Origin of the sequence: Alexandriicola marinus (assembly GCF_004000435.1) — a bacterium.
Taxonomy (GTDB): Bacteria; Pseudomonadota; Alphaproteobacteria; order Rhodobacterales; family Rhodobacteraceae; genus Alexandriicola; species Alexandriicola marinus.
Map to the genome: position 1 here is coordinate 88,494 of NZ_RBVZ01000004.1, position 24,271 is coordinate 112,764.

A 24,271-nucleotide genomic window follows, 5' to 3' on the forward strand; every position below is an offset into this window, starting at 1 on the left:
TCAGGGCATCAGGACATTGGGCCGGGTGAAGACGGCGAAATCCGTCGTGCCGTCGTCGAAGACCAGCTCCACATAGATCGTCTCCACGCTTTCGGGCGGGAGCGTGATGTAGGGCAGGAAATTGACCACATCCGTCATCGCATTGGGCTGGGCGGTCTCCTCGTGGCAGGGCTCCATCGGGAAGGATTGCAGCGTCTCGTCACTGTTGATGCTGTAGCGAATTTCCCAAAGCCCGCAGCGCCACGCCAGAAGATGCGTGAAATAGACGAGGTCATTCCCCTCGTAGAGACGAACCGCAACCCAGTTCTGTTTCGTCATGCCGAGGATCGGCTTGACCTCGATCGCCGTGGTGAATTTTCCGGTGGGCACCTGTGGCTCGGGTTCGCGGACAATCGGCGCCACCGGATCGGCAGCCGCCAGATCGGGGCCGCCCTCCGGTACCGGCAGGCCAAGCGCGATGCCGATCAGGAAGGGAATAAACAATTGGATCATAACACATCTCCGAAAAACGGCCCCCCCTGACAATCGAAGGCCCAAGCAATGACTTTCTAGACAGACCTCCGCACCCTATACTGGCCAAAAATCCAGAGTGGGCAGTGAAATTATGGCGTCAAAGGTCGGGTCTGACCAGTCTGTGAACATCCTCGTGGTCGCACAGGCCGGCCGTCTGCAATACGAGGCGCTGCTGTTTGCCCTGTCACTGCGCCGATCGTCCCCCGACTTCCCGGGCCGCGTGATCGTGGCGGAACCCGAGCGCGCCGGAGCCTGGCGCAAGGAAACTGCGATCCGGCCCGATATCCGCGAGATACTCACCTCCCTCGACATCGAGATCGCGCCCTTCAGGGCCGTGCATTTCGGCGAGAGATATCCCAATGGCAACAAGATCGAGGCCCTGTCCGTTCTGCCACCCGGAGAGCCGTTCCTGTTTCTCGATACCGACACGCTGATCACCGGAGACCTGACCACCCTGCCCCGCGACTTCAGCCGGCCGACCGCCTCCATGAAACGCGAGGGCACATGGCCCGTCGAAGAGCTGTATTGGCCGGGCTATACCGCGATCTGGAAATCGCTCTATGACAAGTTCGGGCTGGATTTCGAAAGCTCTCTCGACCTGTCGCAGCCCGATGAATACTGGCAGAGATATCTCTATTTCAACGCGGGCTGGTTTCTGGGCCCCGACCCCGCCGCCTTTGGCAAGTTGTTCCTCGATTATGCGCGGGCGATCCGGGGCGATGCCCCGCCCGAGCTGGTGATCCAGCCGCTTGATCCATGGCTCGACCAGGTGGCGCTTCCCCTCGTCGTCCATACACTGGGCGGTGGTCGGCCCGGTCCCGAATGGGACGGTCTCGATGGGGACGTTACCTGCCATTACCGGACCTTCCCCCTGCTTTATGCCAAGGAGCGGGACGCGACGGTCGATCTGCTCGAGGAACTTGCAGCCCCAAACCGGATCAAGCGCATTCTCAAGGATTACATCCCTATCCGGAAAATGGTGTTCCACGGACAGGGCCGCAAGGCACGCGCCGAATTCGACCAGTCGAACCTGCCTGCGCAGGAAAAGGATATCCGACGCGTGCTGCGGGCCAAGGGATGGTGGATGCGCTAGGGGTCCGGGTCCGGTCCGGCATCGGGTGACATCTCGGCAGGCGTCCCGTAGGTTGCGAGGTGGCCGCGCATCCGCTCCGCCAACGCATCCGCGCCCGAAGACATCAGTGCCGCGTTGATCTTCAGAGCCGGCACATCGGAATCTTTCGGACTGAAGATGACCAAATCCTGCTGGGTCTTTCGCTGGGTAAGGCCGGTGGAGCTGTTGTAGCCGGAATATCGGACGACCCGGTCCTCGCGTTCGATAGAGGCGATATCCTCCCACGCCATCTTGCGCCCGCGGGCGGTGATTCCCGTCTCGTCCACCCGCAGAACAATGCGCATCCCGACGATCGTGAAGAGGAGCGTCGCGATCACCCATGTCACGGCGAAGATGACAATGCTGTCTTTCTCGAAGTCGTCACTGCCGCTTTCGGTCAGCATCGGCAGACCGATGATGACCAAGTAAATCACCCCGAGCATTCCGCCGATGACGGGTCCAAGCAGCGGTGAGGCACGATACGATTCAGGTTCCATAGGGCAGACTTGACACCAGATGCGCAGCGCAGGGCAAGTCAGGCGGACCTTGCCTGGCGCTGACCCGTTGTGGCCTGCCCTTTCCGGCGCTAACGTCCGCACAACACATCTCAAGGGAGAAGACCATGTCCACCGAAACCGGGCCAAAGTACGGCTTTGAAACGCTTCAGATCCATGCGGGCGCACAGCCCGATCCGGCAACCGGCGCCCGTCAGGTACCGATCTACCAGACCACGGCCTATGTGTTCCGCGACGCCGATCACGCGGCCGCCTTGTTCAACCTGCAAGAGGTCGGATACATCTATTCCCGCCTGACCAACCCGACGGTCGCGGCCCTTCAGGAACGGCTCGCGACGCTCGAGGGCGGTGCGGGCGCGGTCTGCTGTTCGTCGGGGCACGCCGCGCAGATCATGGCGCTGTTCCCGCTGATGGGGCCGGGCACCAACGTGGTCGCCTCAACCCGGCTTTATGGCGGAACGGTCCAGCAATTCACCAACACGATCCGCAAGTTCGGCTGGTCGGCGAAGTTCGTCGATTTCAACGATGTGGACGCTGTGCGCGCCGCGATCGACGACGACACCCGCGCGATCTTTTGTGAATCGATCGCCAACCCGGGCGGCTATATCACCGATATCCCCGCGATCGCCGAGGTGGCCGATGGCGCGGGCCTGCCGCTGATCGTCGACAACACCACCGCCACGCCGTATCTGTGCCGCCCGATCGAGTTGGGCGCGACACTGGTCGTGCATTCGACGACGAAATACCTCACCGGCAACGGCACGGTCACCGGCGGCGCGATCATCGATTCGGGCAAGTTCGACTGGTCGGCCTCGGGCAAGTTCCCGTCGCTCAGCGAACCCGAGCCCGCCTATCACGGGCTCAAGTTCCACGAGGTTCTGGGCCCGATGGCCTTTACCTTCCACGGCATCGCCATCGGCCTGCGCGACCTTGGCATGACGATGAACCCGCAGGCGGCGCATTACACCCTGATGGGGATCGAGACGCTGAGCCTGCGCATGGAGCGGCATGTCGAGAACGCGGTCAAGATCGCCAGCTGGCTTGAAGGCCACGCCGCGGTGGAAAAGGTAACCTACGCGGGCCTGCCCTCCTCGCCCTATTACGACCGGATCGCGAAGGTTTGCCCCAAGGGCGCCAGCAGCCTGTTCACCATCGCTCTCAAGGACGGATACGAGGCCTGCGTAAAATTCGTGGATTCCCTCGAATTGTTCAGCCATGTCGCCAACCTTGGCGACACACGCAGCCTCGTGATCCATTCGGCCTCGACGACCCACCGTCAGCTGACGCCCGAACAACAGGAGGCGGCGGGTGCCGCCCCCAATGTCGTGCGCCTCTCGATCGGGATCGAAGCAGCCGACGATCTCATCGCTGATCTGGATCAGGCGCTGAACAAGGCTTCGGCCTGACCATGACAGGCGGCCCCGGCGGTTGCGCCGGGGCCGCGCCCCCTATTGTGCGATGGCATAGACCATCGTCACCCGCACCTCGATCGTGACTTCGCCTTCGGCGACCGGCACCGATCCGGAGGCCGCATCCATCATCCGCATCTCCATCATCGGGGCGGGCACAAAGCCCCCGCTGTCCTCGTTGAGGGTCAGCAGCGCGCCCAAGGTCACGCCCGCTGCCTCGGCGAACAACTCTGCCTTGGCACGGCCGTCGGCCACTGCGTCGCGCCGGGCAGCGTCACGCATCGGACGCAGGTCTGAGAGGGTGAATTCGACGGATTGCAGGGTGTTTGCCCCGCCCTCGGTCACGACGCTGTCCAGGATCGTGCCAAGACCTGCCAGGTCCCGGACACTGACGCCGAATCGCGTTTCCGCCACGAATCCGGTGATCTCGGGCGCCTCGCGATCTACGCGGGATTGATAGCGTGGCCGCAGGGTCAGACCGGATGTCTGGATGTCGCGCGACTCGACGCCTGCCTCGGTCAGCCGGGCAAGAATTGATTCCCCCGCAGCGCTCATGGCGCGCAGAGCCTCCGCGGCTGTCGGCGCCTCTTCGCTCACACCGATCTGGATCATCGCCATGTCGGGCGCGGCCGAAACGCCGCCTTCGCCCACAACGGTGATGCGCCGTTCGTCGGCCTGCAGGGGGCCGACGCTTAGCGAAACCGCTGCGAAAGCGGCCAAAACAAGGGGAATCAGTCTTCGGAATCGGGTCATGTCGTGCTCCTGTCGTCCGGGTGTTTCATCTGCTTGGACGTCTCCCGGACCATGCTCCTTGGGGATGGCGGCGGATATACCACAATATGGCACGTTCTTTGCATCGGCGGGAAACTGCTATAAGTTCCGGGCTTGCGATGTGGGGTTCTTATCGCGCTGCCACCTGGGATGCTAAAGCCGCTACATGAAACCGAATTTTTCCCTGTCACTTTCGTTTGACGGTATCAGCCTTCTGTATCGCGGTAAGTCCGGCTGGAGCGAGGTCGGCTCCGTCTCGCTCGAGGATGCCGATCTGTCCGGGTCTCTTGCGGCGTTGCGCGCCGAGGCTCTCGAACTCGCGCCCGACGGGATCAGATCGAAACTGATCATTCCCAACGACCAGATCAAATACCTCGACCTGCCCGGAAAAGGGCTGAAGGATGCCGACGTTCGCGCCGCCCTCGAAGGGGCAACGCCCTACGCCGTCGAAGAACTCAGCTACGATTTCTCCGAGCATGAGAGCGGCACCGCCATTGCCGCCATCGCCAACGAAACGCTCGAAGAGGCAGAGGCCTTTGCCGCCGAACACGAGTTCGGACCTGTTTCCTTTGTCGCCGTGCCCGACCCCGACGGCTTCCCGGGTGAGCCCTTTTTCGGCAAGGCCAAGGCCGCGTCCGGCACACGGGTCACCCGCGACAAGACGCCCGTTCCACTGACCACGATCCCGTCGGCATCTGCCGGTGTCGACCAGCCCACCGCGCCGGAGACCGCTTCGGAAGAGGTGGAATCTGTCTCCGAGGCCCCGCAGAGCGACACAGATGCCGAGGCCTCAGAAGAACAAAGTGGAAATGAAATCAAGGCACAGGAGGTCGAAGCTCATGTGACGGATGTGCCTTCTGCCTCCTCCGGGCCGGACCTGTCGACCGAAGAGGCGCCCTCCGAGGAAGATGCCTCTGAACCGACGCCCGACGAGATCGAACCAGAGGCCGCGTCCTTCGAAGACAACGCGCAGACAACTCCACCGGCCAGCTTTGACAGCGAACCGGAGACCGTAGCATCACAGGCTGACAGCGCCCCGGAAGACGACGGGATGGCCATCGGCGCCGCAAGCGACGAACCGGTCACGCCGGAGATCTCCGAGCGCGAGGCGTCTCAGCAGGCCGAGGCGCCCGAAACCGCCCCCGCCCAACCAGAACACCCCGAAGAAAGCCCGTCGGAGGAACCGACCGAAACGGCCGAGCCAGCCTCAACCGGGCCGGATCGCGACGAGGCACCCGACCCCGATCAAGAGCCTGCCGCGCAGCCTGACTCGCCCGAACCGGCGCTGGCCGAGCCGGTCTTTTCCTCGCGGCTGCGCAGCGTCCGTGAAGAACTCGACATACCGCCGGCATCCTCCGGCAGGTCCCCAAGCGTCCGCCTTCCGAATGGCTCGGTCGGCGCACAGCCCGCCGCGGAATCCGCCGCCCAACCGGCCTTCGCCGCGACACCGCGAATCGATCCGGTGGCCAAACCGGGCACACCGATGCCACCCGCGGTTGCCGAGGCCATGAAAAAGGTCGGGCAACGTGAGGCCGTCCCGCCGCGAGCCGGTGCGGGCACGGAAGAACGTCCTCCGGCCTTCCGCCCCGCGACGCCACCGCCGCCCGCGGTGTCCAAGGCGCTCAGACGGGTGCAGAACAGCCCAGATCTGCCTCCGATCAACGGGGCAGCCGCCGCGCGGCCGATCCCGGGTGCAGGGCCGCAGGCGCCGGTATCATCCGCGCCGCCCAGCCTTCCGTCCGCGCCGTCGCGATCGGATGTCCCGCCGCCCGTGCGGCAGATGCCGAAATCGCCCCCCGTCAGCACGTCCGAAACGGCGATACCCGCGCCACCCGCAGAGGTCGCAGCCTCGCTTTCGGCCTCCGTTGGGCCTGCCGGCGCATCGCCGTCACAAGACAAGGGCGGCAAACGCCGCTTTGGTCTGATTGGGCGTGGCCGCACGAAGGACAAGGCCCCGGACCTGACGGCCAAGGCACCCGCCGCGCGGAGCGCGCCGCCGGAGCCGGTCACCGCCAAGCCAGAAGCCGTGCGCAGCGAGAGCGAGAAAGAGCGGCTCACCATCTTCGGCGCGCGCCGCAAGGACGAAAACGTGCGCGGCAAACCGAGGTTCCTCGGGCTTATCCTGACGGCGGTTCTGCTGCTGCTCATGGCCGCCGTGGCGGCGTGGGCCACGATTTCCAGCGACAGCTTTGCCCGGTTCTTCGGTCTGGATGACACCCCCACGATGGCCGCCGACGCGGGCGATGAGGCCGCGCCGACCCTGGCCGCAACGCCGCCGCAGGCTAGCGTGCCGGCCGCCCCGGCCTTCGAGCCGACGCCCCTGCCGGCGGACGAATCGCCCTTGGCTCCCGGCAGCGTGCCTTCGGGTGACATGCTGCTGTCCGAGACGGGCTCCCTGCTGCCCGACCCCGATCTTCTGCGGGCCTTGTCTGCGCCGACCCCGGCACAGGCCGTGGCCGAGGTGCCAGGCGCGGTGCTGAGCCCCGCCGCCGCCGAACGGTTCTACGCGGCCACGGGCGTCTGGCTCCGCGCACCGCGCCTGCCGGTCGAGCCGCAACCCGAGCCTCTCGGCACCGTGGTCCGCACCCTGAGCGAGGTGCCGCCCGCCCTGGGCCCGACACCGCAATTGCCGCAGACCGCACCCGATGCGGTCCTTGTCGCCCAAGTAAACCCGCCGCCGCCGGATATGCGCTTTGAACGGGATGACAGGGGCTTCCTGCTTGCCACGCCCGAAGGCACGGTTACGCCCTACGGGTTGACCATCTATGCCGGATCGCCCTCCATCGTGCCGCCGACGCGCCCGGGCACGCCGCCGGTCATCGCTGAGCCGCAAGCTCCTCCCGCAGCTGAAATCGCCGAGGCCCCCGCCCCGGTCGAAGAGACGCCACAGGCGTCTTCGGAGGCTACGGACCTTGCAGCCGCTCTGCCCGAGCCCGAACCAGCCGCCCCCGCAGATCCGATCGTCGCAGACGCGACCGAGAGCCTCGCGCCTCAGGCGCTTGCCGTTCTGGAGCAGGCGCCCGTCCGGCCCGATGCGCGGATCTCAACCGCCGGTTCGCTGAATGCTGCTGCAATCTCGCTCAACGGTATCCGTCCGAACGTTCGGCCTGACGACGCCGTTCCCGAAGACCTGCTGCCCGAAGTGCAGCTTGCCGCCTTTGCAGGCCCGCGCCCGTCGCCGCGGCCCGAAGGCCTGGCGCCCGAGCCTGATCCGGCCGAGGCCCCGGCGGAAGAAGAGGCGCCCCCCGCCAACGAGGTGGAGGATGCGCTGGCCGGTATTCTCCAGGGCGCGGCCGATCCTCTGGCCTCGGCGACACCGAACGCCGTTGCCTCGGCGATCCGGCCCGACAGCCGGCCCAACAATTTCGATCGTGTCGTTCAGCAGGCCCGTTCCCGACAGAGCCAGGCTCCCGCCGCATCTGCCCCCGCGGCAGCATCCGAACCCGAGGCGGTGTCGAACGCGGCCGCGCAACCGACCGGCCCCGTGCCACAGACCGTCGCCTCTGCCGCAACTCAGGAAAACGCGATCAACCTCCGCCAGATCAACCTGATCGGCGTCTATGGGCGGCCCAGCGATCGTCGCGCGCTTGTCCGGCTATCGAACGGCCGCTATGTGCGGGTCGGGGTCGGAGACAGGCTTGACGGCGGCCGGGTGGCCGCGATCGAGGACAACACGCTCAGCTACGTCAAGAGCGGTCGGAACGTGACGCTGGAAATCCCCAGCGGCTGATCCCCCCAGACCCGACTGTCCCGCGCGCCCTGAATGGGCCGGGGACGCGGGTCAGCCCAAGACATCATCGCAAGATGCGCAAAGCTAGTCCGCCGGTTCGGTGGACAGCACGCCCCGGGCCACCTGATCGGCTTCGATCGATTCGAAAAGCGCCTTGAAGTTGCCCTCGCCGAAGCCGTCATCCCCCTTGCGCTGGATGAATTCGAAAAAGATCGGGCCGATCACAGTTTTCGAGAAGATCTGCAACAGGATACGGGTCTCTCCCCCGTCGACCACGCCCTCGCCGTCGATCAGGATCCCGTGTTGCGCCATCCGGTCGAGCGGTTCGTCATGGCCCTGGACGCGATCCTTGCTCAGCTCGTAATAGCTGGCGGGCGGCTTCGGCATGAAGCGGATGCCACGTTCGGCGATGGCGTCGACGGCATCGTATATCTCGACGTCTTTCGTCCCAACCGCGATGTGCTGGATCCCCTCGCCGTTATACCGCTTGAGGTATTCGACGATCTGTCCCGTCTCGCCCCGATCCTCGTTGATCGGGATACGGATGCGGCCACACGGCGACGTCAGCGCGCGGCTCAGCAGGCCGGAGAACTTGCCCTCGATATCGAAGAACCGGATTTCACGGAAATTGAACAGGTCACCGTAAAACCGGAACCAGGTATCCATGTTTCCCTTGTGAACGTTGTGGGTCAGGTGATCGAGGTAGTGAAACCCCACGCCCTGCGGATGCGCGTCCGACACCCAATCGAATTCTGCGTTGTAGGGGTTGGTCTCGTAATACTGGTCGATGAAATAGATCAGGCTGCCGCCAATCCCGCGAATGGCCGGGACATCCATCGTCTTGCCGGGGCCGGTGTATTCCTCGGCCCCGCGCGCCACGGCATGGCGCAGCGCATGGGCCGCATCGACGACCCGCCAGCCCATCGACGGGGCGCAGGGGCCATGTTCCGTGGCGAAATCACGGGCATGGCTGCCGGGCGCGTCGTTGATCACATAGGTGATATCGCCCTGCTGCCACAATTCTATCGCGCGGGTCTTGTGGGTCGCGACGTGGGCATAGCCCATCTGTGCAAACAGCCGGCGCAGCACATCCGGATCGGGATGGGCAAACTCGACGAATTCGAACCCGTCGGTGCCTGCGGGATTATCTGCGGTGATCTTGGCACGTGGCGCGTCATGCGGAAACGGACCCATGGGACCCTCCTGTTCAAATTCGGTGTGGCACGATCTTCCGCGATCCTCAGCGCCGATAGTGCGCATTCTTCATCCTCTTGAAGCACTAGATGCGGAAAAATTGCGTATCACTCGGATCTGTCGCATGATCACCGCATGAACCTCGATGCCACCGACATTCGCCTCCTCGCCCTGCTCCAGACCGATGCGCAGATGACATCGCAGGACCTGGGCGCGCGGCTGAACCTCTCGCCCAGTCAGGCGGGCCGGCGCAAGCTGCGTCTCGAGCAGAGCGGCGTGATCACCCATTACACCGCGCGGCTTGATCCGGCGCGGCTGGGGCTCGATGTGCAGGCCTTCGTTCAGGTTCAGCTAAGCCAGCACGGTCCGGGCCCCGGGCGCGATTTTGCCCGGCTTGTGGAGCGGCGGCCCGAAATCGTAAGCGCCTGGACCCTGACTGGTGAGGCAGATTACCTGCTGCGTGTCTGGACGCCGGATCTCGCCGGGCTGAACCGGCTCATCCACGACGTGATTCTCGCGCATCCCGGCGTGGGCCGGGTCCAGAGCCAGATCGTCATGGATCAGCTTAAAAAAGATGCGCCCCTGCCGTTGTGACCCTTGCGGATTTCCAATGGTTAATCTCCTGTTAACCAACTTGAATCATAGGGTTCTTCCGTGGCGGGAGAGCAGCGACCCTGTCACTGGCCGGAATTCGGGGCCGATCCCGCGCGCCTGACCCCGGTTAGGGCCGCCCGGCGTCCGGTTCCGGCCGCCTTACGGCGCCATTGACGTTGCCAATACGTCCGGCGCTTGCGAAGGTGATCCCATGGACGTCTTCCTCCTGCAGGCAACGATTTACCTTGGCGCCGCGGTCATCGCGGTGCCGCTTGCCGCGCGTCTGGGTCTTGGGTCGGTTCTGGGATATCTGCTGGCGGGCATCGTTATCGGGTTCCTGCCCGGTGTCGGCTCCCAGACCGAGGACCTGCGCCATTTCGCCGAATTCGGCGTGGTCGTCATGCTGTTCCTGATCGGGCTCGAGCTTGAGCCGCGCGCCCTGTGGGACATGCGGAACCGGCTGATCGGGCTGGGTGGACTGCAGATCGGCATCACCACTCTCGCGGTGATGGGGGGCGCCTATGTCTTTGGTCTGCCATGGCAGACGTCGCTGGCCATCGGGCTGATCCTCGCGCTGTCATCGACCGCCATCGTTCTGCAGACCCTGACCGAAAAGGGCCTCATGACCACCCCGGGCGGGCGGTCGATCTTTTCGGTTCTGCTGTCGCAGGATATCGCCGTGATCCCGATGCTGGCCGTCATCCCGCTCCTGACGTTGGGGACGCTGGCCCCGGTCTTCGAGTCCGATGGATCGATCCATATCGATAACGGGGACCACGGCGCCGGGCATGGCGCGATCAGCCTTGTCGAGGGTCTGCCGGGCTGGGGTGTGACGCTGGTGACCGTAGCAGCCGTCGCGCTTGTCATCCTTCTGGGTATCTTCGCCACGCGGCCCGTCTTCCGCTATATCCACCATGCGCGCCTGCGCGAGATGTATACCGCGCTTGCCCTTCTGATGGTGGTTGGCGTCGCGGTTCTGATGTCGCTGGTGGGCCTCTCGCCCGCGCTGGGCACGTTCCTCGCCGGCGTGCTGCTGGCAAATTCCGAATTCCGCCACGAATTGGAAAGCGACCTTCAGCCCTTCAAGGGCCTGTTTCTGGGGCTGTTCTTCATCACCGTCGGGGCCGGCATCAATTTCGACACCCTTTTGGGTGCGCCGCTCACGATCCTTGCGATCACGCTGGGGATGATGGTCCTGAAGGGCGTGATCCTGTTGATCCTTGCGATGGCCTTCGGCCTTCGCGGGCGCGACAGGTGGCTGTTCACGCTGGGCCTGGCCCAGGCGGGGGAATTCGGCTTCGTCCTGATCTCGTTCTCGTCGCAACAGAACGTTCTGAGCCGCGACATGTCAGAGTTGATGCTGCTGGTCGTGGCCCTGTCGATGCTGATCACGCCGCTTCTGTTCATCCTCTTTGAAAAGCTGAAATTCGTCGATGCCGGCGTCAGCGACCAGCCCGCCGACAAGATCGAAGAGACCGGCACCGTCATCATCGCGGGCATCGGCCGGTTCGGTCAGGTCGTGAACCGGATGGTGCAAAGCGCGGGTTTTCAGACGGTCGTGCTAGATCACGACATGGAAACGATCAACACCATGCGCCGGTTCGGTTTTCGCGGCTATTTCGGCGATCCGACGCGGCCTGACATCCTGCATGCGGCCGGGCTTCAGACCGCAAAGGTCCTTGTCGTGGCGCTGGATGACCGGGACGCGGCCAACCGGCTGGTGGCCTATGCCCGGCGGGACCGGCCTGATCTGCACATCGTGGCCCGGGCCTATGACCGCGTGCATGTCTATGAACTCTACCGTGCGGGCGCCAATGACATCGTTCGCGAGATGTTCGATTCCAGTCTGCGCGCCGGGCGCTATGTGCTCGAGAATATCGGGCTGAGCGAGTTCGAGGCCGCCGAGGCGGAGGTGACCTTCTACCAGCGGGACCGCGCGGCAGTGCGCGAGCTGGCCCCCCTGTGGAAGCCCGGGGTCAAGACGGCGGACAATCCGGAATACGTCGCCCGGTCGCGCGAATTGAACAAGGAACTCGAGACGATCTTCGCAAGTCGCGTGGAAACCGTCCGCAAGGCCGCCGAAGACGGGACGGATACGCAGCCCGCCTCCGGGTTCCAGAGCAAGGGCGGGCTCAACCGTCGCTGACACCGGCCTCGCCGAAGGTGGCCATCCCGGAATGGCAGGCAACGGCCCCCTGCATCACGCCGATGGCCAACGCCGCACCCGAGCCTTCGCCCAGCCGCAGACCCAGGTCCAGCAGGGGAACCTTGCCCAGCGCATCGAGCATCCTGCCATGCGCCGCCTCATCGCTCAGGTGTCCCGCAACCGCGTGATCCAGCGCGCCGGCCATCGCCCGGTGCAGGACGAGCGCCGCGGCAGAGCAGATGAAGCCGTCGAGGATGACCGGGATACGCGCCGCCCGCGCCGCCGCGATCGCCCCCGCCATGGCCGCGATCTCGCGCCCGCCCAGCGCCTGAAGGACGCCCAGCGGCGTGGCGACGAGCCCTGGATTGACGGCAACGCCCCGCGCCACGACATCGGCCTTGCGGGCAAGGCCCGCGTCGTCGATGCCGGTGCCGCGCCCGGCCCAGTCCGCGGGCGCACCGCCCAGGATCGCATGCGCGATCGCCGCGGCAGAGGTGGTGTTGCCGATCCCCATCTCGCCGGTGACCAGAAGGTCCGCGTCAGGGTCGACGGCCTCCCATCCGGCGGCAAGGGCGGCGGTGCATTCGGCCTCGGTCATCGCCGGGCCCTGGGTGAAATCGGCCGTGGGCCGGTCGAGATCGAGCGCAACCACATCCATGCGCGCGCCAAAGGTCCGGGCCAGCTGGTTGATCGCCGCGCCGCCGGCCTCGAAATTGGCGACCATCTGGTGCGTCACCTCGGCGGGAAAGGCCGAGATACCCTGCGCCGTCACCCCGTGATTGCCGGCAAAGACCACGATCTGCGGAGCCGTGATCCGTGGCCGCGCGTCGCCGCGCCAGCCGGCATACCAGATCGCCAGATCCTCCAGCCGGCCCAGCGCGCCGGGCGGCTTGGTCAGCATCGCGTTGCGCTCGGTGGCCCCGCGTGCCGCCGCGGCATCAGGGGATGGTGCGCGCGACAGGCACTCGCTAAATTCGGCGAAATTGGAGAAGGGTGCGGCCATCTTTGTCCTCGTTGCACTGGTCTGGTGATCTGTCTAACGGTTCGGCACGCAGCGGAAAGGCCCGAGAAGTCATGGCACGGGAAAAAACCGACATTCTGGCGCCGGTCGATCTGCCCGCCGCACTTGGCCTGCTGACCCGTCTGCCGATCCCCGTCAACGGGGAGGCCGCGGTGGCCCGCGGTGCGCGGGCGGCCTGGGCCTGGCCGCTGGCCGGCCTGGTGGTGGGCACGCTTGCCGGCGCCATCGCATGGGTCGCCCTTGCCGCCGGTTTGCCCCCCGCAATCGCGGCGCTTCTCGCCCTTGCCCTGCAGGTTGCCACAACCGGCGCGATGCATGAGGACGGCCTTGCCGACAGCCTTGACGGTCTGTGGGGCGGCTGGACGCGGGACCGGCGGCTCGAGATCATGAAGGACAGCCATATCGGCGCCTTTGGCGTCACCGGGCTAATCCTGACCTTCGCGCTCAGATGGCAAATCCTCGTCCACCTCATCGAGACCGGCCTGTCGCCCATCGCGGTTCTCGTGGCGCTGGGCGCGGCCAGCCGGGTGTCGATGGTTGTCCTGATGGCGTCCCTGCCCCATGCCCGCGACAACGGGCTGAGCGCGACCGTGGGTCGCCCGGGGCCCGTCACGACCGGGATCGCCGTGATCCTCGGCCTCGGTATCGCGCTTGTCGCACTTGGCGTGAACGCTGTTCCTCTGGCTCTGGCCATGGCGCTGGCAGGTGCGGCATGGGCGCTGATCGCCATGCGGCGGATCGGCGGGCAGACGGGCGATATCCTTGGCGCGGCTCAGGTTCTGTCGGAAATGGCGGGCGGGATCGTCCTGCTGGTTCTGACGAGCTGAGCGCGGTGACCTAGCCCTCGCAGCGCAGCGCCCGCGCAAAGGAGGCGCGTCCCTCGTGCCGCCCGATATCGCGCGCCGTCAGGGCCTGCCCGTCGAAAGTGACGGCCATCAGGCGGGACCAGTCCCTATCCGCGACGATCATCTCGGGCCCCGCCCCGCAATCGCGGATGCCGCCTGCGATATCGGTCTCGCCGATCCGGTGGTTGGTCAGGCCCGGCATCTCGGCCAGCTGGACGAGAGTGCCCTCCTCCAGCCGCCAGACACGCAAGGTGCGGGCAAGATGCGGGCGGTCGACATAGGCGATCTCGATCCGGCCGTCACCATCGAGATCGGTAGCCCCCACCGGAGCCAGCCAGCGAAAGCGCTGGCCGATAAATGGCGTGGCCGCGCGCAGGCCCGTCTCGTCATGGATCGCAAGGCGCGCGCCAAGTGACTGGTCGCTTTCGACAACGATCACCTCGGGGTCGCCGTCGCCGTCAACATCAACAAGCCGGGGGGCCACATCTTCGAAGACCCGCGCCTCGGGCAGACGAATGATGACCTCCTGCGATGCCTCCTCGGCGCATCCGGGGCAGATCACGACATCAAGGACAAACGCGCCCCATTCCTCGTCATCGCCCAGAACGCCATGCGCATAACGCGTGGTCGGTTCTGAATAGCGGGCGCCGTCTATCCGCGCGGGCGCGTCTTGCGCAGAGGCCGCCCCGGCGCATAGCGCCAGAACAGCGACCAGCCCTGCGCGGTGCATGGATCAGATCTGCTTTTCGGGCATCTGCACGACAAGACCATCCAGCGCATCGCTGACCTTGAGCTGGCAGGTCAGGCGCGACCGCTTGGGATCGGGCTCATAGGCGAAATCGAGCATGTCTTCTTCCATCGGGTCCTTGGCGGGCAGCTTTTCGACCCACTCTTCGGCCACGTAGACATGACAGGTCGAACAGGCGCACGCGCCGCCGCAATCGGCCTCGATGCCGGGCACACCATTGTCGCGGGCGCCTTCCATGACGGTCAGACCGTTCGGCACGTCGATCACGTGTTCCTTGCCGCCATGTTCGATGTAAGTGATCTTCGCCATTTTCGTTACGCTCCGTCACAGAGATTTTCGGTTGGTTCTCATTTAGTGCCTCTGGACCGCGGGGGCCAGAAGATTTGGCAGACATCCTGACCTTGTGGGCCGGGGGGAACATATTCGCGCAAACTTGAAGCGCCGCGCAGTCTGCTATTGGCCGGCGTCAGAGCGGGGTCCTAGATGGCGCGTACAAAAGCAAATCGGACCGAGGCCCCCTTGAGCAGGGTTCAACCAGTAACTTTTGCCTTTTTCGCAGGGTTTCTTGCGGCGTGCAGCACGCAGCTGCCGCCCGTGGAGGCCCCCAATGTGCCAAGCTTCATCGCCGCCGAGATCGAGGCGGGTGAGGACGGCCGCTGCTATGGGCGCGACATCACGCCCGCCATCATCGAAACCCTGACCGAGCAGGTTCTGGTCCAGCAGGCCACCTATGACGAGGATGGCACGCTGCTCAGCCCGGCCCGCTATGAAAGCGCGATCCGCCAGCAGATCACCCGCGAACGCGAAGAAGTCGCCTTCGAAACGCTCTGCCCCCCGGCCTATACCGAGGTCTTCGTCGCCTCGCTGCAGCGGGCCTTGCGGGCGCGCGGCTTCTATGGCGGGGAGATCACGGGGGTCATGGATACGGCCACGGGCCGTGCGGTGCAGGATTACCAGCGCCGCGACGGCCCCGACAGCCCGCTTCTGTGGATCGCCGCGGCCCGGGAACTGGGCCTTGTCGAATTGTCCGACGAACAGATCGAGGCGCTCAACGCCTCTCCGTTCGGAACCGGGCCCTGAAGCGGAGACACCCCCGGATGCGATCCGGGGGTGCCTGCCATTTCAGCAAAGTCGAGCGGTCCTATTCGTCGTCGAGAACCAGAGCGACAAAGCGCGGGTCACCTGCGCGGCGCACCAGAAGCAGGATCGATTTCCGGCCCGCCTCGCGCGCCTGCTCGATCCGCTCTTCGAACTGATCGATCGTGGTCACCGCCTGCTGGCCGACCTCGGTAATCACGTCACCGGGCAACAGGCCCTTGGCTTCGGCATCCGACATCGGCTCGATCCCGGTGATCACGAGGCCTTCGCTCTCGGGCAGGCTGTATTCATCGGCCAGGTCCTGGCTCAGCTCCGACAGGGTCAGGCCCAGCATCTGCATCTCGGCCGGTGCCGGGGGTTCAGGCTCCTGCTCGACCTCGGGCTCGACGCCCTGGGCCTCTTCGCGGCGGCCAAGCGTCACGGCGACATTCGTCATCTCGCCATCGCGCAGAACCTCGACATCTACGACCTTGCCCACCGGCGAATTGCCGACGATGCGCACCAGCTCTCCGGTGTCGGCCACATCTTGCCCGTCGAAAGTCAGGATGATGTCGCCGGCCAGAATGCCCGCGTCGGCCGCCGGGCCTTCGGGGACGTCGGTAACCATGGCGCCAGCGGCTTCGGTCAGGCCCTCGATCGCGTCGACCATGTCAGGCGTCACGTTCTGGATGCGCACACCCAGCCAGCCGCGGCGCGTCTCGCCATATTCCTCGAGCTGGGCGACCACGTTCGTGGCCACCGCTGACGACATAGCAAAGCCGATCCCGATCGAGCGGCCATCGGGCGACAGGATCGCCGTCACGACGCCGATCACGTCGCCATCCATGTTGAACAGCGGCCCGCCCGAATTGCCCCGGTTGATGGTCGCGTCGGTCTGAATGTAGTCATCGTAAGTGCCCGAAAGCGCCCGGTTGCGGGCCGAGACGATCCCGGCCGAGGCCGAGAAGCCGATGCCCAGCGGGTTGCCGATGACCATCACCCAGTCGCCCACACGGCTGCCCACGGCATCGCTGTCTCCGAAGGACACGAAGGGCAGAGGCTCTTCCGGCTCGACCTTGAGAAGCGCGATATCGGTCGTGGGGTCTGTCCCGACCAGTTCGGCCGGAAGCGTGTCCCCCCCCTGAAACTCGATCAGGATTTCGTCCGCATCGGCGATCACGTGGTTGTTGGTCACGATCAGGCCCTCGGCGCCGATCACGAAGCCGGACCCCGCGGCCGAGGCACGGCGCGGCGCGTCAGGCCCGCCGTTTTCGAAGTCGCGGAAGAAATCCTCGAAGGGCGATCCTTCCGGCACCAGCCCCTGCGGCCCGGTCGGCCCGGCGATCGTGGTCGAGGTGGTGATGTTCACGACGGCCGGGCTGACCCGCTCGGCCAGCTCTGCAAAACTGACGGGGCGGCCATCGGGCATGACGTTGGCGGCATCGATCTCCTGTGCGCGGGTCTCGATCGCGGCGCCCAGTGCAAGGGCGGCCCCAAGCAGAAGCGTGCCTGCAATTTGCCAGGATTTTCGGCTCTCTTGCCGGGATTGTGCTATCGCGATGGCTCTTGCCTGTTCTCTCACGGGTCTCTCCCCTTGAAATCCTCGTTGTCGGGCGCGCGGCGGATGCGGTCCGTCGTTCATCGAAATGTGAATGTAGTCCGAAGGTCATGCAACGCAAATAAACCGATCCTCTGTCACCAGGATGTGAAGCGGCGGCGCGGCACCTCTTGCGCCGGGCCAGTTCTTGCGTCTACCAATGGGGCGAGGTTCGGGAGAATCCGTCAAGGCCGAAGGGTCGAAACGGTGCCGAAGGAGCATCCGCCCCGGTAAACTCTCAGGCAAAAGGACCGTGCCTCGAACGTAAGACACTCTGGAGAGTGGTGGTTCCGCATGCCGGGCCCGCCCGCCGAAGGGATAACGATCTCAGGCGTCTGACCCGGTCACAGGCCGGCAGGACAGGGACAGAGGGGGCATCGCCGCGGCGGCCATTCCGGCCATCGCAATGATGCCCGGCCCAGCACCCGGGCCGGTCGGAGGGGACGTATGAGCAACACGAAACAGCTGCCGCTGGACGCGCTGCACAAGGAACTTGGCGGGCGCATGGTGCCGTTCGCGGGCTATGACATGCCCGTGCAATATGCCGCAGGCGTCATGGCCGAACATCTGCATTGCCGCGCCCATGCGGGCCTGTTCGACGTCAGCCACATGGGCCAGGTCCGGCTGGTGCCGAAGGGCGGGGCCGAGGCCACGGCACTCGCGTTCGAGGCGCTGATGCCCGCGGCCGTTCTCGGCCTGCCCGAAGGGCGCCAGAGATACGGGCTCTTCACGAATGACACGGGCGGCATCCTCGATGACCTGATGTTCGCCAATCGCGGGCATGACCTCTTCGTCGTCGTCAACGCCGCCTGCAAGACCGCCGATCTGGCGTTGATGCAGGCGGGCCTGTCGGACACGACCGAGGTGATCGCCATCACCGACCGCTGCCTTCTGGCGCTGCAGGGCCCCGAGGCCGAGGCCGCTCTGGCCCGGCTCGTGCCGCAGGTCGCAGACATGCGCTTCATGGATGTGATCGAGGCCGACCATCCCGAGTTCGGAAGCCTGTGGATCTCCCGCTCGGGCTACACCGGTGAGGACGGGTTCGAAATGTCGGTGAGCGACGCCGGGGCCGAAGGCTTTGCCCGCGCGCTTCTGGCGATGGAGGAGGTTCTGCCCATCGGGCTCGGCGCGCGGGATTCGCTGCGGCTCGAGGCCGGGCTTTGCCTTTATGGCCACGACATCGACGAGACGACCTCCCCGGTCGAGGCCGGGCTTGCATGGTCGATCCAGAAGGCGCGCCGCGCGGGCGGCGACCGCGCGGGCGGCTTTCCGGGTGCCGATCGTATCCTGAGCGAATTGGCCAATGGCGCCGCGCGCGCCCGCGTCGCGCTCCGCCCGGAAGGCCGCGCCCCCATGCGCGAGGGGACGGTCCTTCTTGCGCAAGGTGCGGAGGTCGGACAGGTCACCTCCGGCGGCTTCGGCCCCTCGGTCGGCGCGCCGGTGGCCATGGGCTATGTCCCTGCGCCGCTGGCCGACCCGGGCACCGAACTTGCGGGCCGCGTCCGTGGCAAGGACCTGCCCGTCACCATCACCACGTTTCCGTTCCACCCCCACTCCTTCAAACGTTGAGGACAGCAATGAGATTCACCGAAGAACACGAATGGCTGCGCGTCGATGGCGACCTGATCGTCGTGGGCATCACCGAACATGCGGCCACGCAGCTGGGCGACATCGTCTTTGTCGAACTGCCCGAGATCGAGACACAGGTCGCCAAGGATGACGAGGTCGTCGTGATCGAAAGCGTCAAGGCCGCGTCGGACATCCTCGCCCCCGTGGACGGCGAGATCGTCGAGGTCAACGAGGCGCTCAGCGACAACCCCGCCTTGGTGAACGACGACCCGCTGGGCGAAGGCTGGTTCTTCAAGGTCAAGGTCGACGACCTGTCGGTCGTCGACGAATACATGACCGAAGACGAGTATCAGGAATTGATCGGCTAACCACGGGCCGCCACCAAAATTCGAGAATTTTGGTCCCCCCGCCGGAGACATTGCGATGACATTCGAACCGACGACCTATGACACCTACGATTTCGCGAACCGCCGCCATATCGGCCCCTCGCCCGCCGAGATGGCCGAGATGCTGGCCGTCGTGGGCGCGCCCGATCTCGATACGCTGATCTCCGAGACGGTGCCCGACAGCATCCGTCAGGACCGCCCGTTGACCTGGGCGCCGATGACCGAACATCACCTTCTGGACAAGATGCGCGAGGTCGCGGCGAAGAACACCGTCATGACCTCTCTCATCGGCCAGGGCTACTTTGGCACGGTCACGCCGCCCGCGATCCAGCGCAACATCCTCGAAAACCCGGCGTGGTATACGGCCTATACCCCCTACCAGCCCGAAATCGCACAGGGCCGGCTCGAGGCGCTTCTGAATTATCAGACAATGGTGTCGGACCTGACGGGCCTGCCCGTGGCCAACGCCTCGCTTCTGGATGAGGCAACGGCGGTGGCCGAGGCCATGACGATGGCGCGGCGCGGATCGAAATCGAAGGCCACGGCCTTTTTCGTCGACCGCAATTGCCATCCCCAGACGATCGGCGTGGTCGAGACGCGGGCCGCCCCCCTTGGCATCGACGTGGTCGTCGGCGCCCCCGAGGATCTCGATCCCGAAACCGTCTTTGGCGCGGTGTTCCAGTATCCGGGCACCTATGGCCATGTGACGGATTTCACCGACATCATCGCGGGCCTTCATGCGGCCAAGGCGATTGCCGTCGTGGCGACCGATCTTCTGGCGCTGACCATGCTCAAGGAACCGGGCCAGATGGGCGCCGATATCGCGGTGGGCTCGTCCCAGCGGTTCGGAGTGCCGATGGGCTATGGCGGCCCGCACGCGGCCTTCATGTCCTGCACGGATGCGCTCAAACGCTCCATGCCGGGTCGGATCGTGGGGGTGTCGGTCGATGCGCGCGGCAACAAGGCCTACAGGCTGTCGCTTCAGACGCGCGAGCAGCATATCCGCCGCGAAAAGGCCACGTCGAATGTCTGCACCGCGCAGGCCCTGCTGGCCGTCATGGCCTCGTTTTACGCAGTGTTCCATGGGCCAGAGGGGCTGAAATCCATCGCCGAAGGCGTGCATTTCCGCACTGTCCGGCTTGCCAAGGCGCTGCGCGCCGCGGGCGCCAAGGTCAGCCCGAAGGCCTTTTTCGACACGATCACCGTCAAGGTGGGGGTCGGACAGGCGGGCATTCTGGCGGCCGCGCGGGCCGAGGGGCTGAACTTCCGTAAGATCGGCACCGATCGCGTGGGCATCAGCCTTGACGAGACGACCGATGACAAGGTGCTGATGCGGGTGCTGCGCGCCTTCGGCATCAATATCGCGCCGCCCCATCGCGCCACACTCGGCTTCCCGTCCGAGATGCTGCGCCAGAGCGCCTATCTCACGCATCCGGTGTTTCACATGAACCGCGCCGAATCCGAGATGATGCGCTACATGCGGCGGCTGTCGGATCGCGATCTGGCGCTGGACCGGGCCATGATCCCGCTGGGGTCCTGCACGATGAAGCTCAATGCCGCGGCCGAGATGATGCCGCTCACATGGCCTGAATTCGGCGCCCTGCATCCATTCTGCCCAGCCGAACAGGCCGCGGGCTATGCCGAGGCCATCGCCGATCTGTCGGACAGGCTGTGCGAGATCACCGGCTATGACGCCATGTCCATGCAACCCAATTCGGGCGCGCAGGGCGAATATGCCGGCCTTCTGACGATCCGCGCCTATCACCGCGCCCGCGGCGAGGCGGATCGCGATATCTGCCTGATCCCGGTCTCGGCCCATGGCACGAACCCGGCCTCGGCGCAGATGGCCGGGATGAAGGTCGTCGTGGTGAAATCCGCGCCCAACGGCGATGTCGATCTCGACGATTTCCGTGACAAGGCCCAACAGGCCGGCGACAAGTTGGCGGCCTGCATGATCACCTATCCCTCGACCCACGGTGTGTTCGAGGAAACGGTGCGCGAGATTTGCCAGATCACCCATGATCATGGTGGTCAGGTCTATCTGGATGGTGCAAACCTCAACGCCATGGTCGGGCTGGTGAAACCGGGCGAGATCGGCTCGGACGTGAGCCACCTCAACCTGCACAAGACCTTTGCCATTCCCCATGGCGGCGGCGGGCCCGGCATGGGGCCGATCGGGGTGAAAGCCCATCTAGAGCCCTACCTTCCCGGTCATTCCGAAACCGGTGGCGGCGAAGGCCCGGTGTCCGCGGCCCCCATGGGATCGGCCTCGATCCTGCTGATTTCATGGGCCTATTGCCTGATGATGGGCGGTGCGGGCCTGACGCAGGCCACCAAGGTCGCGATCCTGAACGCCAATTACATCGCGGCCCGCCTGCGCGGCGCCTATGACATCCTTTACATGGGCAATCGCGGTCGCGTGGCGCATGAATGCATCCTCGACACCCGCCCCTTCGCCGAGGTGGGGATCACGGTCGATGACGTGGCCAAGCGGCTGATCGACAACGGGTTCCATGCGCCGACGATGAGCTGGCCCGTCTCGGGCACGCTGATGGTCGAGCCCACGGAGAGCGAGACCAAGGCCGAGATCGACCGCTTCATCGCGGCGCTGCTGTCAATCCGGGACGAGGTGCGCGAGGTCGAACGCGGCGATATCGCGGCCGCCGACAGCCCGCTGCATCACGCGCCCCACACGGTCGAGGATCTCGTGGCCGAATGGGACCGGAAATACCCGCGTGAAGTTGGCTGTTTCCCGCCCGGCGCCTTCCGGGTGGACAAGTACTGGCCACCGGTGGGCCGGGTCGACAACGTCTTTGGCGACCGCAACCTCGTGTGCACCTGCCCGCCGGTCGAAAGCTACCAGGAAGCGGCGGAGTAGACCGGCTCTTCGGTGATGGCGGCCGCGATTTCGTCGGCCACTATCGCCGCACTTGCGGGCCTGTCTGCCGGCTTGACGGCAAGGCAGGCCTTCATCACCGGGCGCAGCGCTTCGGGCACACCCTCCACCATGATGGTGGGCGGGGCAGAGGCCAGGTGGCGGAGCGCAGCCACGATGTTCTCGCGCGGGACATCGGGATACAGGTCCCTGCCCGTCAGCACCCGGTGCATCGAGGCACCAAGGCTGAAGACATCGCTTGCCACGCTCGCGTGATAGCCGCGCGCCACTTCGGGCGCCATGAAGCCGATGGAGCCGGTCGGCACCGGCGCGCCCTGCCGTTCCTGCGTCTCGTCCGCGGTGCCCAGATCGGTCAGCCGGCAACCATCAACCCCGATGAAGATCTTGGCGGGCTTGAAATCGCGGTGCAGCACGGCGGCGCGGTGCAGCACATCCAGCCCCCGTGCCCCGGCCTCGAGCGCGCGAAGGGTCTCGCTCTGCGACAGCGACCTGACAGGATCGGCCAGCGTGCCCAGCGCGGGATAGGTCAGCGCATAATACAGCCGCCCGTTGTCGTGCCCGGCATCCAGAAGGGAGGCCACGTATTTGCTCTTGATCCCGCTCAGCAGGCGGATTTCGCGTGCGACGGCGTGCCATTGCTGATCGCTCGCCCCGCGATACAAAACCTTGAGCATGACCTTGACCGCGATGCCCAGCCGCGCCGGGGGGCGGGCGCGGTAATAGGTCCCGTGGTTGCTTTCGCCCAGATAGGTCAGGTCCTTGTAATCGATCCAGTCACTCAGGTTCATCGGGTGCCTCCCTCGCGGCGAAACCCCTCGCCGATATCGAGCCTGTCGGCATGAAGACTGGCCTCGAGGTTGGCCTCAGGCAGATTGAAAATCTGCTCGCGCCTGTTGGCGACGACCCGAAGGACGAGGACGGTCAGGACCACGCCGATAATGAAATAGGACAACAGGAACATGTCGGTTCTCAGCGGCTTGAGGAAGATCGCGGTCGAAATCACCTCGGACAGGGCGAGGATGGTCACGAAGCGGACGAGGTTCCTCGTGGTCAGCCGCGCGGCGATCCAGGTGCCCACGGGCGCGCCCCAGACGACAACCGGGATCGCGGCAAGCCAGAGGCCGAGCACGTCGTATTGCCGCGCGGGCGCGGGCGCCCCTTCACCATAGATCAGGCGTCCGGCCTCGTTCAGGCCCACGGGATCGCCGCCCACGCTGACGACCTGCCCCGCGTCGTTGAGCCCCACCAGAAGCTGCCCGTCGACAAGACCGAAATACACCATGCCGATCACCGAGATCAGGGCCATGCAGATCACGCTGGTGGGCACGCCCACCTTCGGGTCAACCGCGAAGAACAGCACCAGCGCCAGATAGAGGAACACATCCGCCCCCGAGCCCACCAGCGCGGACGAGACCCCGCCCAGAAATCCGCACAGAACCAGCGTGGCCCGCATCCGGCCGTTCAGCCCCGGCAGCCCGAGGTGGACCTCCCGGATGCTGACGCGCGTGCCTTCATAGACGACAAAGGCCATCGCGATCAGAACGATGGTGAAGGTGATCTTCACATACGGCGCCGAAAGCGCGGCGGGCCGGAACGGCAAATCGCTTTGTGCCGACAGGATGCCCGCCACCGCGAGCCCCGCCACCGCAGAGGCGGTCACGATGGCGAGTGTGCGCCATTCGACCGGACGGCGGTTGATCACGATCCACGCCGTGGCCGCCATCATGCCCACCGACTGGATACAGAACGAAAAGGTGCGTGCGACCTCGGGCGGCATGCCGAACACCTTCGTGAAGACGGGAAAGGCCACAACGCCCCCGCCCTGCGGCGTGGACCCGGCAACAAGGCTGCCGAACACCATCGTGATCGTCGCGGGCCAGAGGCCGATCACCCTGTCCCACAAATCGAAGGAAATCATGGCGATAAGCCAAATCCCCGTCAGACTGGCCGAAACCGCGATCGCCGATCGCGTCCGGAACTGGCGGGAATCGAGCCGTGCGCTCCACGCCTCGTCAAGCATCTGCTGGGGGTCGAGAAGTGATGAAGTCCGATCCGACATAGGGCTGTCCTGTTCCATCGACCGGTTTGGGTCCGCTCTGACCGGATGGAGGGGCCAGAGGTCCGTCTGAATAAGAAGCGTTATAAAAAC

The 24,271-nt window shown here is 65.4% G+C and carries 20 protein-coding genes and 1 riboswitch; of the genes, 10 read left to right on the top strand and 10 right to left on the bottom strand.

Annotated elements, in window-relative coordinates; translation table 11 throughout:
- Positions 1-492 (bottom strand): hypothetical protein, encoded by a 492-nt coding sequence (locus tag EP376_RS14535; protein ID WP_127656338.1) that lies wholly within the window; start codon positions 490-492, stop codon positions 1-3.
- Between the two features lie 112 nt (positions 493-604).
- Here EP376_RS14535 and EP376_RS14540 point away from each other — a divergent pair, with 112 nt between their 5' ends.
- Complete coding sequence (locus EP376_RS14540) at positions 605-1,606, top strand: hypothetical protein (RefSeq protein ID WP_127656464.1); 1,002 nt, start codon at positions 605-607, stop codon at positions 1,604-1,606.
- On the opposite strand, the gene EP376_RS14545 is transcribed toward EP376_RS14540, so the two are convergent.
- Positions 1,603-2,058: a hypothetical protein gene (locus EP376_RS14545; RefSeq protein WP_164744942.1), complete on the bottom strand. Its 456-nt coding sequence runs from the start codon at positions 2,056-2,058 to the stop codon at positions 1,603-1,605. The two genes, EP376_RS14540 and EP376_RS14545, sit on opposite strands and share 4 nt — an antisense overlap.
- A gap of 188 nt (positions 2,059-2,246) precedes the next feature.
- On the opposite strand from EP376_RS14545, the gene EP376_RS14550 reads away from it, so the two are divergent.
- Positions 2,247-3,545 carry an O-acetylhomoserine aminocarboxypropyltransferase/cysteine synthase family protein gene (locus tag EP376_RS14550; RefSeq protein ID WP_127656340.1) on the top strand — a complete coding sequence of 433 codons (1,299 nt, stop codon included), beginning with the start codon at positions 2,247-2,249 and terminating at the stop codon, positions 3,543-3,545.
- Between the two features lie 42 nt (positions 3,546-3,587).
- Here EP376_RS14550 and EP376_RS14555 read toward each other — a convergent pair whose 3' ends face one another.
- The gene (locus tag EP376_RS14555; RefSeq protein ID WP_127656341.1) at positions 3,588-4,301 is read right to left on the bottom strand and encodes an SIMPL domain-containing protein; all 714 of its coding nucleotides are present in this window, start codon (positions 4,299-4,301) and stop codon (positions 3,588-3,590) included.
- Between the two features lie 184 nt (positions 4,302-4,485).
- On the opposite strand from EP376_RS14555, the gene EP376_RS14560 reads away from it, so the two are divergent.
- Positions 4,486-8,049 carry a hypothetical protein gene (locus EP376_RS14560; RefSeq protein WP_127656342.1) on the top strand — a complete coding sequence of 1,188 codons (3,564 nt, stop codon included), beginning with the start codon at positions 4,486-4,488 and terminating at the stop codon, positions 8,047-8,049.
- 84 nt (positions 8,050-8,133) lie between these two features.
- Here the strand turns inward: EP376_RS14560 and hppD are convergent, their stop codons facing one another.
- Positions 8,134-9,243, bottom strand: a complete 1,110-nt coding sequence (gene hppD / locus EP376_RS14565; protein WP_127656343.1) for a 4-hydroxyphenylpyruvate dioxygenase — start codon at positions 9,241-9,243, stop codon at positions 8,134-8,136.
- Between the two features lie 135 nt (positions 9,244-9,378).
- Between hppD and EP376_RS14570 the strand changes: the two genes are divergently transcribed.
- Both EP376_RS14570 and EP376_RS14575 read left to right on the top strand, forming a co-directional pair.
- Entirely contained in the window at positions 9,379-9,837 is a 459-nt protein-coding gene (locus tag EP376_RS14570; RefSeq protein ID WP_127656344.1) for an Lrp/AsnC family transcriptional regulator, read from the top strand.
- A 211-nt stretch (positions 9,838-10,048) separates the two neighbouring features.
- Complete coding sequence (locus EP376_RS14575; protein WP_127656345.1) at positions 10,049-11,983, top strand: cation:proton antiporter domain-containing protein; 1,935 nt, start codon at positions 10,049-10,051, stop codon at positions 11,981-11,983.
- Here the strand turns inward: EP376_RS14575 and cobT are convergent.
- Complete coding sequence (gene cobT / locus EP376_RS14580; RefSeq protein ID WP_127656346.1) at positions 11,970-12,986, bottom strand: nicotinate-nucleotide--dimethylbenzimidazole phosphoribosyltransferase; 1,017 nt, start codon at positions 12,984-12,986, stop codon at positions 11,970-11,972. The genes EP376_RS14575 and cobT overlap by 14 nt on opposite strands.
- Before the next feature lie 71 nt (positions 12,987-13,057).
- Here cobT and cobS point away from each other — a divergent pair, with 71 nt between their 5' ends.
- The gene (gene cobS, locus EP376_RS14585) at positions 13,058-13,831 is read left to right on the top strand and encodes an adenosylcobinamide-GDP ribazoletransferase (protein ID WP_127656347.1); all 774 of its coding nucleotides are present in this window, start codon (positions 13,058-13,060) and stop codon (positions 13,829-13,831) included.
- Positions 13,832-13,841: 10 nt separating this feature from the next.
- Here cobS and EP376_RS14590 read toward each other — a convergent pair whose 3' ends face one another.
- Positions 13,842-14,579: an FG-GAP repeat domain-containing protein gene (locus tag EP376_RS14590; protein WP_127656348.1), complete on the bottom strand. Its 738-nt coding sequence runs from the start codon at positions 14,577-14,579 to the stop codon at positions 13,842-13,844.
- A gap of 3 nt (positions 14,580-14,582) precedes the next feature.
- Positions 14,583-14,906 (bottom strand): 2Fe-2S iron-sulfur cluster-binding protein, encoded by a 324-nt coding sequence (locus EP376_RS14595; protein WP_127656349.1) that lies wholly within the window; start codon positions 14,904-14,906, stop codon positions 14,583-14,585.
- 300 nt (positions 14,907-15,206) lie between these two features.
- Between EP376_RS14595 and EP376_RS14600 the strand changes: the two genes are divergently transcribed.
- Complete coding sequence (locus EP376_RS14600; RefSeq protein ID WP_240652468.1) at positions 15,207-15,677, top strand: peptidoglycan-binding domain-containing protein; 471 nt, start codon at positions 15,207-15,209, stop codon at positions 15,675-15,677.
- A gap of 61 nt (positions 15,678-15,738) precedes the next feature.
- On the opposite strand, the gene EP376_RS14605 is transcribed toward EP376_RS14600, so the two are convergent.
- The gene (locus tag EP376_RS14605; RefSeq protein WP_238928803.1) at positions 15,739-17,103 is read right to left on the bottom strand and encodes a Do family serine endopeptidase; all 1,365 of its coding nucleotides are present in this window, start codon (positions 17,101-17,103) and stop codon (positions 15,739-15,741) included.
- Positions 17,104-17,434: 331 nt separating this feature from the next.
- Positions 17,435-17,535, top strand: a riboswitch (glycine riboswitch).
- Between the two features lie 183 nt (positions 17,536-17,718).
- On the opposite strand from EP376_RS14605, the gene gcvT reads away from it, so the two are divergent.
- From gcvT to gcvP, 3 genes are read left to right on the top strand one after another with little or no spacing between them, the layout of a single operon-like run.
- Positions 17,719-18,840, top strand: coding sequence for a glycine cleavage system aminomethyltransferase GcvT (gene gcvT, locus EP376_RS14610; RefSeq protein ID WP_127656352.1), 1,122 nt, complete (start codon positions 17,719-17,721; stop codon positions 18,838-18,840).
- A gap of 8 nt (positions 18,841-18,848) precedes the next feature.
- Positions 18,849-19,208 carry a glycine cleavage system protein GcvH gene (gcvH, locus tag EP376_RS14615; RefSeq protein WP_127656353.1) on the top strand — a complete coding sequence of 120 codons (360 nt, stop codon included), beginning with the start codon at positions 18,849-18,851 and terminating at the stop codon, positions 19,206-19,208.
- Between the two features lie 55 nt (positions 19,209-19,263).
- On the top strand, positions 19,264-22,104 hold the full coding sequence (gene gcvP, locus EP376_RS14620) for an aminomethyl-transferring glycine dehydrogenase (protein WP_127656354.1): 2,841 nt from the start codon (positions 19,264-19,266) through the stop codon (positions 22,102-22,104).
- Here gcvP and EP376_RS14625 read toward each other — a convergent pair.
- Positions 22,083-22,910, bottom strand: coding sequence for a serine/threonine-protein kinase (locus tag EP376_RS14625; protein ID WP_127656355.1), 828 nt, complete (start codon positions 22,908-22,910; stop codon positions 22,083-22,085). The genes gcvP and EP376_RS14625 overlap by 22 nt on opposite strands.
- Positions 22,907-24,181: a sulfite exporter TauE/SafE family protein gene (locus EP376_RS14630; RefSeq protein WP_164744943.1), complete on the bottom strand. Its 1,275-nt coding sequence runs from the start codon at positions 24,179-24,181 to the stop codon at positions 22,907-22,909. Before EP376_RS14630 ends, EP376_RS14625 begins: the two co-directional genes overlap by 4 nt.
- Positions 24,182-24,271 lie beyond the last annotated feature (90 nt).